We start from the raw sequence: 12726 nt of genomic DNA, 5'->3' as shown, positions 1-12726 counted from the left end.
TAATAAGTGAGTAAGCATTTACAAGAAGATGAATTCTACTAACGGAAAATCGGATAAGCCGGTCATAACCGCAAAAATTGATGGCTTTTTTCTCCAGTTTTATGATATCGCCGTCTTTATAGCCCGCTTTTTCAGGGAGGCATTCCGGCCTCCTATTGAATGGGGCGAGTTTGTGCGGCAATGTTACCAGGTGGGGTATAAGTCGCTGGCCCTTGTTACGGTAACGGGGTTTATCACCGGCGTGGTGTTTACGGAGCAATCCCGTCCTACTTTATCGGAATTTGGGGTTACGGCGTGGCTGCCGTCGCTGGTGGCTATTGCGGTGGTGAGAGCGCTGGCGCCACTGATCGCAGCGCTGATCTGTGCGGGTAAGGTGGGCTCCAGCATCGGTGCGGAGCTGGGTTCCATGAAAGTAACAGAACAGATTGATGCGATGGAGGTATCCGCGATTAACCCTTTCCGTTACCTGGTGGTGACCCGTGTAATTGCCATGACGGTTTGTTTGCCATTGCTCATGTTTTATAATGCCCTCATTGGTTGCCTGGGTTCTTATTTTGATGTACATGCCCATGAACAAACCAGCCTGGTGTCATTTTTTGATAATGCCTTTGCACAGATCACGTTCCTCGATTATACCACGGCGCTTACCAAAGCTATCCTGTACGGGTTTACCATTGGCATTGTGAGTTGCTACCAGGGCTTTAATGCAAGCCAGGGCACTACGGGCGTGGGTAAAGCGGCGAATGTGTCGGTGATTGTATCCATGTTCCTGATATTTATAGAAGAAGTAATTATTGTTCACGTGTTTAATTCCATCCGCTAGTCATGAAAACAAATGGTCACCAGATAGATATGAATGAAACCGTGATCAGTATCCGGAACCTTTATAAGTCGTTTGGGCAGAAGCATGTATTACAGGGAATAGACCTCGATCTTCATAAAGGCGAAAATGTGGTAGTGCTGGGTCGGTCCGGTACCGGTAAATCGGTGCTGATAAAAATTATCATCGGACTGTTGAAGCCGGATGCCGGTACGGTAAATGTATTGGGAGAAGAGGTGGATCAGCTCAAAGATGCCGCCCTGCGCGCATTGCGGCTGAAGGTAGGGTTCTCTTTTCAAAGCAGCGCCCTGTACGATAGTATGACAGTAGGGGAAAACCTGGCCTTCCCATTGAAACGTAACCAGCGGGACATGACCAAAGACCAGATCCGGAAAACGATCGACATTGTACTGGAAGCCATCGGGTTACCGGAAACCATCAACCAGATGCCGTCGGAGCTATCGGGTGGCCAGAAGAAAAGAATAGGCATTGGCCGTACCCTCATCCTGCGGCCGGAAATTATGCTGTATGATGAGCCCACTGCCGGTTTGGATCCTATCACCAGTATGGAACTGAATAAACTGATCATCGCAGTACAGGAAAGGTTCAATACGAGTTCTATTATCATCACCCATGATCTTACCTGCGCCAAGGAAGTGGGCGACCGGGTAGCAGTAATGGATGAAGGAAAATTTATACGACAGGGAAGTTTTGAAGAAGTATTTAACGAGAAGGAAGGACTTATTAAAAGTTTTTACGACTATAATTTTATACAGTAAGTTATGGAAGGAGGAAAAAAACGCGCAGTCATCGTAGGCATCTTTGTATTCGTGGGCCTGGTCATCTTTGTTACGGCCATCATGATGCTGGGCAAGCAGCAGAAACTATTCAGTAAGTCCATCCAGGTGAAGGCTTATTTTAAAGATGTAAACGGTTTATCCGTAGGCCGCAATATCCTGTACTCCGGTGTAAAGATCGGTACGGTGAAGAAGATCAGTTTTGTGAGAACCAACCAGATCCTGGTATTAATGAATATTGATGAAAGCTCGCAGGAGTTTATCCATAAAGATGTAGAGGCCCGTATCAGCTCCGAAGGTTTGATGGGGAATAAAATAGTGATGCTGTCCGGCGGTACGCCCAATATGCCGGTAATAGAAAACGGCGATCAGCTGCATGTAGTCAGCGGGTTAAGCACCGAAGAAATTATGAGCACTCTCCAGGTAAACAATAAAAGCCTGGTGGAGATCACCGACAACCTGAAAGTGATCACCAAAGGGATTGTAGATGGAAAAGGTACTTTAGGAAGATTGCTTACCGAGGATACAATCTACAAAGATCTCAATACCACGATGGCCGGCCTGAATGATGCGGTGGTGAATACCCGCCGGCTCACGGGTGCTTTATCATTGTATGCTGCCAAATTGCAAACCAAAGGCGTATTGTCCAACGACCTGGTAACGGATACGCTGGTATTTGCAAAACTTCGTACAGCCGTTACCGAAATGAACAGCGCTGCGCTCAACGCCAACCAAACCGTGCAGGAGTTGCGGCAGGCCAGTGCAGGGTTGCGGGCCAACCTGGATGATCCGGAAGCGCCGGTGGGCATGCTTTTAAAGGATACCCTGCTGGCGGATGCATTTAAAGAAACGATCTATAACCTCGAAAGCGGTACCCAGAAACTGGATACTAATATGCTGGCGTTGCGGAATAATTTCCTGTTCCGCGGCTACTTCCGGAAACAGGCGAAGCGGGAAAGGAAAGCACAAAAAGAAAAGGAAAAAGCGGAGCGTCAGGCGCAGAAGTAACAGTTTTATATCAAAGCGTTTCTGCTAATGTCCTTTTTCGGAGAATGCTGTAATAGGCGTGAGGTCCACCTTGCGGAACTCCACTTCCGAACCTTCTGCCTGGAGCGCAATTTGCCCTTTGCTGGCTGTGGCGTTGGTGCCGTAATTAACAAGGTCGCCGTTTACCCATACCTTTATGGCGTTGCCTACGCATTCCACGATCATCGTATTCCATTTTTTCAGCGGTTTTTCGGAACCATCAGTGAGATTGATGATGCGGCGTTTTTTGCCATCTACGGCGCCCCATTCATTTTTCGGTCCCCTGCGTTTTTCCATATCCGGAACAGTGATATCTTCCCCTATGCACCAGAAATCCCCCGCATCGTTATGTTGCAATTGCACTTCAATGGACTTAGGGAACATATCATATAATACCCGTGGGGTAGAAGCGAATACCAGTACGCCGCAGTTGCCTGGTTTGGCCGGGAAACGGTATTGTACTTCCAGGCGGAAGTTCTCGTAACTGGCGTCGGTAATGATGTGGCCCTGTGGATTGGCCAGGCTTACAAAAACGCCGTTCCTTACAATGAAAGGGCTTTTCACGTTGGGATCTTTGTCCATCGCGGGAACGTCGATATGCCATCCGCTGAGATCCTTAAAGTTAAACAGGCTGCGCGTTTGTGCGTGTACGTTGGCAATGCCGCCCAGCAAAGCGGCGGCTGTGAGGGCGGAGAAAAGATATTTCTTCATAAACTAAATATAATAAATTCTGCGGATGTTGTCTTTTTCAGGATTAACCTGATTATACTGATTACTTTGATTTTACTTTTTTGATTTTATAAGGATTAAAAAAATTGGGAGATATAAGCCAATATCCGCTTATATCTCCCAAAATCATTTTAAATCAAAAGTGATCAGATCCCTGAATCAGTATAATCAGGTTAATCCTGAAAAAGACAAAACCCGCTTAGTTCAGCACTAATTCCACCACGGGAATTTCCATATCAGGTTGTTTCTCCGGCAGGTTTAATATGATGTTGTTGCCGTCAGTAGTGAATTTCACTTCTGAGTTGTCGTGCAGCAGCTGGGCATACTTTATTTTGCCTTTGTATTGCGGCAGTTGCAGGCGGTTGTTGTATTCCAGCAGGTGTACGTACAATCTTTTGGTGGTGGGATTGTAGGTGAGCATGGTGTTTTTAGGTACCTCGAAACTCTCCGGTGCATAGGTGCAGCCGTAAATGGATTCGCTGTTGCCTTTCATCCAGTCGCCGATATTGCCGAGGGCACTTTGTGCGCGGTAGTCGAACAGGCCGCGGGCGGTGGGGCCTACGTTCAGGATAAGGTTACCGCCTTTGCTTACGGAGCCGATGAGAAGTTCCAGCAGCTGGTGCGTGCTTTTCCAGGAGTTTTCATCGCGGTAGTAGCCCCATGATCCGGAGAAGGTCTGACAGGTTTCCCATGTTTTGCCGCGGTATTGCGCCAGTTCTTCCACTTTCACCTGTTCGGGGGTGAGGAAGTCGGCGCCATCTTCGTATTCCTCGAGGTTGAGGCGGTTGTCCACGATGATGCCGGGCTGCAGTTTGCGGATCATTTTCAGGAGGTTCACGGCATCCCAGTCGTCTTTACCTTTTCCGTTTTTGCCGGGGTAGGAGAAGTCGAGCCAGAGGATATCAATTTTACCGTATTGGGTAAGCAGCTCCGTGATCTGGTTGCGGAGATACTGCCGGTATTTGTTCATGTCCCTGCCTTTGTTGAGCCGTGCGTAGGTGCTGTCGGCGCCGTTCTCTACCCGTTGCGGGTGTACGCCATCGATGGTGAAATCAGGATGGTGCCAGTCGATCAGCGAGTAGTAGAACCCTACTTTGATACCTTCTGCGCGGAAGGCATTTACAAATTCCCGTACCAGGTCGCGGTGGGCTTTGGTGTTGGTGGCTTTGTAATCGGTGTACCTGGAGTCAAACAAGCAAAAGCCTTCATGATGTTTGGTTGTGAGTACGGCGTACTTCATTCCCGCGGCCTTTGCCTGTTTTGCCCAGGACTTCGGATCAAACTGGTTGGGGTTAAATAAGTCGAAATAAGTTTGGTATTGTTCATTGGTGAGCCGTTCGTTATGTTTCACCCATTCGTGGCGTGCGGGCAGTGCATACAGGCCCCAGTGGATGAACATGCCGAAGCGGTCGTGTGTCCACCAGGCCATGCGTTTTTCTTTCTGGGCCGGTGTTTCCTGTCCGATCATTTTTTTCTCCTGCGCCTGCAGCGCGATGAGCGGGCTGCATAACAGCAGGATGATCCCTAATTTCCTAAGTGGTTTGTTCATGATGCAATTGCTATTTATCTCTGATCAGTAATACTTTGCTTATACGGATGGTTTGTTCCGAGGGATTGGTAAAGGTGCCGGTGAATCCCACGGTAACGGTAGCCGGCGCTGCGAGCGTAAATGCGGCGGAGGCGTATTTATTATTATTGTTTACAAACCTTGCGGCGCCCAATGCAGTATTTACCTGGTCTACATCGGGGAGGGCGTTGCCTGCGGCCACCAGCAGCCAGGTATTTTCCAGGGTGTTATCAATATTGGAGGCTTCTGCTTCAAAGCGGTATTCGCCTGCGGGCAGGGCAAAGGTCTGGTAGATCTTTCCGTTGGTGATAGGGCCGTTGCCCCAGATCCACATGGTGAGCCGGCCGTTGCCATCAATATTATCGTAGGTACCGTTTTTGGATGCTTCGGTGTTGTATTGCCAGTCTTTCACCTGTCCGAAGCGGCCACTAAAAGGTTTGGTATCATCGAGCACAAAAGGACTTCCCGGGTTACGTATATACGTTTGCGTGATATCTTCCTTTACGCCTTTTGTTTCGTAGGGGGTATGAAAGGTATCTACTGCAAGTTTATCCGGCATGTACAGGGTACGGTAGCGGAAGCTGCTCATAGAAAGATAATTATTAAGCACGGTTACCTGGCTTTCTGCTTCTGCGGCGATAATGGTGTCGTGCGCCACGTTGTCGCTGGTGGTGTATTGCAGCTGCATACCAATGATACCACCAGTGGTATCGATGTTGGTCCAGGTTATTTCCGCATTACCGTCTTTCATTTCTGCGTTGCTGAAAGCCCTGGTCAGCAGGGCTTCTTCATAAAAACTACCATATACAAAACCGGTTGCCTCTGATCTTACGGAAGTGTTACCATCGCGGTCGTAGTTATACACTTCAAAAGTATAGGCCCGCTCTTCGAGGTTGCTGATAAAGTAACGGATGGTATCCACGCCGCTGGTGCGTTTAATATCGAGCATAGCGGAGTCCTTGTGGTTGTTCCAGTAAATTTTGGCGCGACTGATCTTTGGATCGGAGATCAGCAACCAGGATAGCTGTACGCGGTTACGGCCGGCGTGAACCAGGAGTGAATCTGCTTTACCGGTGTATAATATTTCGCCGTTGCCCAGGTATTTTTTATAGTCGCTTTGTTTGGTGCAGGCGCTGATGGTTGTCAGCAGTACACTATATAATATGATAGAATGAAGGATGCGCATAAATTTTGTTTTTGGTAAGATGATCATCATTTGTCGTTACCCCAGAACTTCATTTCCTGGATATTGGCGGCGTATCCGCCATCGGTCCAGGTGCGGAGTATTTTTACGCGGATATACCTTACACGTGGAGCGTCCAGTGGTACGGTCATTTGTTCGCCGGCGATGCTGGCATCTATGTCGTCCTGTGTTTTTTGTCCTACGGGAAGGCCGGAAGGCTTGATCACAGTATGTTCCACGAGGCGGGTCCAGCTGTCCCAGCTGCCATCGGAGGCGGGATTGGTGGAGCCCCATATTTCAAACTTGCGGACATTGTTCTGCAGGTAGATCCATTCATTGGGACGTTGCCACAGGGTAATGCGGCTCAGTTGCGCCGTTACGCCGAGGTCGAAAGTGATAGACATGGGCATGCCATCGAGTTTATCTGCGGAGTGCCACAAGGTTCCGTTCCACAGGTTGGGGATAGGCAGGCCCCAGCCGTAGTCCACATCTCCCGGTAATTTCACTTCCCTGAAATTCGCTTTGTCCAGCAGTTTTTCAAAGATGGGCGTCAGTTCCTGTATGAGGGTATCTGACTGATTACCCCACCTGTCTCTTACAAAAAATCCAAACTTTCTTTTTTCTGCGGCAAAGCCCCTGATGGAATAGTTGCCGCCTTCCAGTTTGGTATAATGAACATCAGACGAGGTAAATGCACCTAAGGAATCGGTGGTGAGGGTAACGATGGCAATATCTGCTTTGGTATCGTTTTTAAAGGTGAGGTTGATACCGCCAAAGTCTGCTTTTACTTCCAGCGATTTGCGTACAATCAGCATGGGCGGCGACAGCGGCTTGATGGTGGTCTTTACGGCATCGGAAGCTGTTTCATTACGACTTACCACGTACAGCGAAATTTCGTGTGTGGCAGAATCGCCAAAGCCATCTACCACGAGGAAATTATTATAGTAAGATGATCTTATTTCCCTTTTCTCTCCCGGCCTGATGTCATACACGGCCTTTACATACAGGATATCCTTGTTATCGGGCAGGCTGTAGGTAATTTTTGCGGCGCCCGGCAAATTTGTAACGCTGAGATTTGTCACTACATCAGGTTTTTCGCCGGAGGTATTTACCGGCTGATGTGTTTCTTTCTTGCAGGCGGCTGTCAGCAGTAAGCAGGCAAGCGGCAGGATATATTTAAAGTGGTTCATGTTGTGTGCGTTTTAAATAAATGAAAGGTTACCATCCAAAGCCCTGCACCAGTTTCGGATTGTTGAGCAGGTCCCAGTTTTCCAGCGGCCAGAGGTAGTTGCGGGTCTGGAATGTTTGCCGGTAGAGGGTTCTGACGCGGTAGTAGAAAATAGGGTCCGACTGGTCCACATCCCAACCGGTAACAGGTTTGTTCAGTTCTTCCATACTTTTTTTCCAGCGGCGGAGATCCCAGAAGCGGGCGCCTTCCATTGCGAGTTCTATTAATCTTTCCTGCTGAATGATCTGGCGAAATCCTTCTTTGGTCTGGTATTTTCCGGGCTGCCGGGAGTAGGCGGTCCATGCGGCTTGTACGCCTTGCAATCCTGCGCGGGCGCGTACTTTATCGATATAAGTGAATGCGGCGGGTTGCGGACCTGCTGATTCATTCAATGCTTCTGCGTAAAGCAGGTACAGGTCGGCGAGCCGCATTTCCGGCCAGGGGTGCGTTTCTACAAAGAGGCCTTGTCCTTCGAGGATTTCACTTTTCCAATTCACCAGTTTCTTTGCGAAGTAGCCGGTAACGTTATTATCGTAGATATTTTTGCGGGTTTGCCACTGACCTGCTTTGGATTCAATGTGGAACATTTTCTTCTGCATCATCCATATGGCGCCGTCGAATGCGAGGTCGGCGTAGAAGCGTGGCTCGCGGTTGAAGTGCATGGCTGCGGTGGTGTATCCTTCCTGTATGAGCTCTCCTTCTGCTTTCACCGCAGTTCTGAGTTTCATGCGGCCGGCGTAATCGAAGGTTTTGTCTTCGCTCATAGGCACGCCTTTGTCTGTATAAAACAGCTCTGCAATTTTCATTGTAGGCGCCAGGCTGCCCAGTACCGATTCATTGCCTATGCGGGCAGGATCGAGGCGGGGCATGGCCTGCCGTTGTATTTCGTAGGTGCTTACACTGGGATTGGCCCAGATGATTTCCGGGTTCCATTGTTCGCAGGTGCTGTTGCGGATAGACATCTGCCGGGTGAGTGTATCCGACAACGTTACCCCAAGCTGGCTGAAGGTGTAGAGCAGCATGTCGGTGCTTTCGCATGCGTCGATGGCTGCTTTGCAGGCATCAGCGGCAACTTTCCATTTGTTGGCATCGTAGGCGGTATTGAAAAGGGGAGCGCCGTCCGGATTTTTGAAAGCGGTGTAATCGGTGTTGCCGTTGTACAGCGGACTGGCAGCGGTTACCAATACACGCGCTTTAATGGCGAGTGCAATCGGTTTGGTGATGCGTCCGAGTTCTGTAGAGCGGTCTGCAATGATTTCCGGTAATCCTGCTGCGGCAGTGTCCAGCAGGTGAGAGATGTAGCTGAATACCGTATCCACATGTTCGCGTGGCACTTTGGTTTCTTCCGCGGTGCTGGAAATGGGGAGGTTGTACCGGATCACGGGAACGGGGCCGTACTGGCGAAGCAACAGCCAGTGATAATATGCTTTGAGAAAAATCACTTCTGCACTCCAGCGGTTTACTTCGCTCTGGCGCATGTCTACCACTTTATGGATATTTTCCAGGAAGATGTTACAATCGCGCAGCGCCCTGTAGTACCCGCCCCAGTTAGACATATACACGTTGTTGGCGCTCTGGAAACCCTGTGCTACCTGCCAGGGTGTTTCGCTGGTGCTGTACGGGCGTACCATCCAGAACTCATCGCCGGCCACGAGGGCGGGATTAGTGGAAAGGTCCGCGCTGTTGGGAAGATAAGAGTAACAGGTAAACAGGTACTTTTCTGCTTCTGCGCGCATGGTAAAAGCATTGTCGATGGTGGCCACATTATCCGGCACTACATCGAGGAATTTTTTACAGGAAGCGGCAGATAGCAGGAGTATGCATAGCCCGCACCATTGCAGGTAGCGGCGTATATTGAGCGTATTGGTATGTTTCATATTTGCACAGTTAAACGGTGAATCAAAGTCCCAGGGTTATTCCCATATTGATAACCCTTTGTACCGGGTAGCCAAGTCCGTTGCCTCCCATTTCAGGATCCCAGGTTTTAAATTTGCTGATCGCAAAAAGATTGGAGGCATTGGCGTAGATGCGTGCGTTGGTCATGCGTACACGATCCAGCAGCCTTTTGGGAAAAGTGTATCCCATTTCGAGCGACTTTAACCGGAGGAAGTCGCCGCTGCGCATCCACCAGGTGGACGTTTGATTGTTGTTGTTCACAAAGTAATCGCTGAGGCGTGGCCACATCGCATAGAGGTTGCGGTTACTTTCGCTCCAGTGATCATCTGCAATGGCTTGTAACAGGCCATGTTGCCCGCCTCCGTTGAGTACGAACGGTGAAATTTCGTAGGAGCTGATAAAGAAGGAAGAACGCGCAGAGCCCTGGAAGAAAAAGCTAAGATCCAGTTGTTTGTAGCCAAAAGAAAACCCGAAGCCGTAAGTGATTTCCGGTGTGGTGGGTAACCCGATGGGTACGGCATCGGAGGCGTTGATTTGCCCGTCGCCGTTTACATCATGGTATTTGATATCTCCGCCCATTACTGCCTGTCCCCAGTTCTGGTAGGCGGAATTGGCTACTTCCTGTTCATCTACAAATAATCTTTCTGCGATATAGCCCCAGGCTTGGGAAAGTGGTTGTCCTACGCGGGAGCGGTATGCTTCGGGGTAAATGGGTTCTTCATTTACCAGCAGTTTACTGGTGGCGTAGGTGAAGTTGCCGCGGAACTGTACGAAGGAATTGTTGTTGAAGCTTTTCGTATAGTCGACGGAGAGATCCACGCCTTTACCGGAGGCTTCGCCTACGTTGGCCTGTGTGGCGGCATTCAGCCCCATTGTGCTGGGAATGGTGCTGCGTGTCATGAGGATATTTTTCCGGTGTTCCTGGTACACATCCAACGTGATGTTCATGGCGTTGAAGAGGCCGAGTTCCATACCGAGATTTGTTTTGTATGATTTTTCCCAGGTGATGTCGCGGTTTTCGTAACGGTTCACGGATACGCCATCGCGGTAGTAGCTTCTTCTTTCTCCGAAGAAGGCGCCTTTGCTATTGTCGTTCATATTTACTTCCGACAGGTAGAAGAAGCGGTCGTTTTCATTTCCGATCTGGTCGTTACCTACCAGTCCGTAGGTAGCGCGGAGTTTCAGTTTATCTATTTTTTTGGAGCACGGTTTAAAGAAGGCTTCGTTCTGGAGGTTCCAGGCGATACCGGCGGAGGGGAAAAATCCGAAGCGGTGGTTGCTGGCAAACCTTTCAGAGCCGTTGTATCCAAAATTAAATTCCGCGAGATAGCGGCTGTCGTAGTCGTACGTAAACCTGCCGGATACGCCCTGGTTGCGGTGTGGCAGGGATGTTTGCAGCGAGCCGGCGTTTGCGGTAAGGTAGTTGCGTACCAGGCCGATGAGCATACCGGACACGTTGTGTACTTTATTGAACTGCTGGTTGTAGTTCACCGCGGCTTCCATGTATGCGGTGGTGTTGAGTACTTTATTGCCGGGTTCATAGCCCAGGTATTCGGTACCATTGGTATTGAGCGAAGTGAGTACCGGTTCTTTGGTGAACTGGTCATACTTCATGGTATAAAAATAAGGCGTGTACCTGCGTGTAACATCGAAATAGGAGTAGCGTTCTGTGTAACCCATGAGCCGGGCGGTGAGTCCGGGCAGCAGGAATTTGAAATCCTGTTTCAGTTCCAGCTGCACCAGCAGGGTAGAGGTATTGTATTGCTGATAGCCGGAAACGGAGTTGGCGTAAGGGTTGTTATAGAGGTTGCCTCCGTTGCCGGGCAGGCTGTTAAAGCCTGGTTTCACCGCGTTACCAAACAATGGATGTTTCAGTTCCGGTGCATAGCTGGCGGGATAAACAGCGGGGAACATCACGGGATTGGCCCACACGGTTTGTGAAAAGAGGCCGGCGCCGCCGCCTACTGGTCCGTTATAATCGTCGAACTGGCCGTAGGTACGTACAATTGCCTGCGAAGTGGGGGTGAGGTTGATGTTTACGTTAGAGCGCAGCGAATAATTTTTTAGTTTGATGTTACTGTTGAAGTTATTCCGCTGATCTACGTTCAGTACGCCGTTGTCTACATTATAAGTACCTGCAATATAGAACTGGGCTACTTTTCCACCGCCTTTCAGGTTGAAGTTGGTGCGCTGGTTTACGGTGTAGTCTTTGATCAGTTGTTCGATCCAGTTATTATTCGGATACAGCAGCGGATCATCGCCGGCGGCGGTATGATCTATTTTCGACTGGGAGTATTGTACATCCTGCAGCGGGAACCTGGTAAGCACGGCTTCATTGGCCAGCTTCATATAGGTGATGTTGTCTGCAAATTTGAAGTTGCGGGTATTGCTGGAGATGGAGTTTTCGAAGCGTACATTAAAAGATGTTTTTGCTTCCACGCCGGATTTGGTTGTTACCAATACCACGCCGTTGGCGCCCCTGGCGCCGTAGAGGGATGATGCGGTGGCATCTTTCAGGATAGAAAAACCGGCGATATCATCCGGCTGCAGGCGGGCGAGGTCGTTGGTGCTGGATTCCATACCATCGATGAGGATGAGTGGATCTACTTTACCGGTTCCGAAAGTGGTGATACCGCGTATAAAGAAGCTGGCATTATCCCTGCCGGGTTCCCCGCTGCGCTGGTAGGAGATTACACCCGACAGGCGGCCGGCGAGCATGGTAGTAAGGTTGCTGGTGGGGCCTTTCAGCTCTTTTGGATTGATGCTGGTAACCGCACTCACCATGCTGGTTTTTTTCTGGGTGCCATAGGCTACCACTACCACTTCTCCTACATCCGATACTTTTTGCTGCATCGTTATCTTCAGAAGTTTGTCGTTTTTCACCTGTACGGCCTGTGGCAGCATACCGATCATGGTGAAGAGGAGGCTGTCGCCTACATTGGCTTCTATGGTGAAGATGCCGAGTTCGTCGGTGAGGGCGTTGGTACGGGATGTTTTATTTACAACGGACACGCCTACCATAGGGGTGCCGTTGCTTTCCGTTACCTGTCCTTTTATTTTTATACGCACCACGCCGGTAGGAACGGTGGAGGCGATGAGCGTTTTCTTTTTAAGGATAATTGTTTTTTTAACGATGGTCCAGGTAAGTGGCTGGTCCCGGAAGATATCGTCCAGCAAGCGTTCCAGCGGAACGTTTTCCAGCGAGCAGTTAACCGGTCTGGCGTTTTCCACCATTTGGAGGTCAAACACAAATACATACCCGGTTTGTTTCCTGATTGATTTAATCACTTCCGTGAGCGGGGCTGCTTTTACGTGGAGCGTAACGGGCTGCGCATAGCCGGTGGCGTGAGCCTGCAGAACGGCGGCGAGCAGCAGTAGAAAGGTGAGTTTCATAAAGCATAATAGTTTTTGGTTTGATGAAACATGCCACCGGTTATGGCGGACTTTCAGAGAAGTTTGCATCATTTTTTACTGCGATTT

Annotated in this window: 9 protein-coding genes; 3 read left to right on the top strand and 6 right to left on the bottom strand. The window is 49.6% G+C overall.

The window, feature by feature from the left end:
* The first annotated feature begins 28 nt into the window (after positions 1-28).
* Genes PV783_RS33145 through PV783_RS33135 form a run of 3 tightly spaced genes read left to right on the top strand, consistent with a single transcriptional unit; the run spans position 29 to position 2625 of the window.
* Positions 29-823 (top strand): MlaE family ABC transporter permease, encoded by a 795-nt coding sequence (locus tag PV783_RS33145; protein WP_079472328.1) that lies wholly within the window; start codon positions 29-31, stop codon positions 821-823.
* Positions 824-825: 2 nt separating this feature from the next.
* A complete protein-coding gene (locus PV783_RS33140) occupies positions 826-1599 on the top strand; it encodes an ABC transporter ATP-binding protein (RefSeq protein ID WP_079472327.1) in 774 nt (257 codons plus the stop codon).
* Positions 1600-1602: 3 nt separating this feature from the next.
* Complete coding sequence (locus PV783_RS33135; protein WP_420991015.1) at positions 1603-2625, top strand: MlaD family protein; 1023 nt, start codon at positions 1603-1605, stop codon at positions 2623-2625.
* A 24-nt stretch (positions 2626-2649) separates the two neighbouring features.
* Here the strand turns inward: PV783_RS33135 and PV783_RS33130 are convergent, their stop codons facing one another.
* The 6 genes from PV783_RS33130 to PV783_RS33105 form a co-directional block, all read right to left on the bottom strand.
* Entirely contained in the window at positions 2650-3354 is a 705-nt protein-coding gene (locus tag PV783_RS33130; protein WP_079472325.1) for a 3-keto-disaccharide hydrolase, read from the bottom strand.
* A gap of 217 nt (positions 3355-3571) precedes the next feature.
* Positions 3572-4921, bottom strand: coding sequence for an alpha-L-fucosidase (locus PV783_RS33125; protein WP_420991014.1), 1350 nt, complete (start codon positions 4919-4921; stop codon positions 3572-3574).
* Between the two features lie 10 nt (positions 4922-4931).
* Positions 4932-6125 carry a DUF4998 domain-containing protein gene (locus PV783_RS33120; protein ID WP_420991013.1) on the bottom strand — a complete coding sequence of 398 codons (1194 nt, stop codon included), beginning with the start codon at positions 6123-6125 and terminating at the stop codon, positions 4932-4934.
* A gap of 26 nt (positions 6126-6151) precedes the next feature.
* Positions 6152-7312 carry a DUF5000 domain-containing lipoprotein gene (locus tag PV783_RS33115; protein ID WP_420991012.1) on the bottom strand — a complete coding sequence of 387 codons (1161 nt, stop codon included), beginning with the start codon at positions 7310-7312 and terminating at the stop codon, positions 6152-6154.
* A gap of 28 nt (positions 7313-7340) precedes the next feature.
* On the bottom strand, positions 7341-9227 hold the full coding sequence (locus PV783_RS33110; RefSeq protein WP_420991011.1) for a RagB/SusD family nutrient uptake outer membrane protein: 1887 nt from the start codon (positions 9225-9227) through the stop codon (positions 7341-7343).
* A 22-nt stretch (positions 9228-9249) separates the two neighbouring features.
* Entirely contained in the window at positions 9250-12639 is a 3390-nt protein-coding gene (locus PV783_RS33105; RefSeq protein WP_420991010.1) for a SusC/RagA family TonB-linked outer membrane protein, read from the bottom strand.
* Positions 12640-12726 lie beyond the last annotated feature (87 nt).

It is taken from the genome of Chitinophaga sp. CC14 (genome assembly GCF_048957795.1).
GTDB lineage: Bacteria > Bacteroidota > Bacteroidia > Chitinophagales > Chitinophagaceae > Chitinophaga > Chitinophaga ginsengisegetis.
This window is presented reverse-complemented; position numbering and strand designations above follow the sequence as displayed.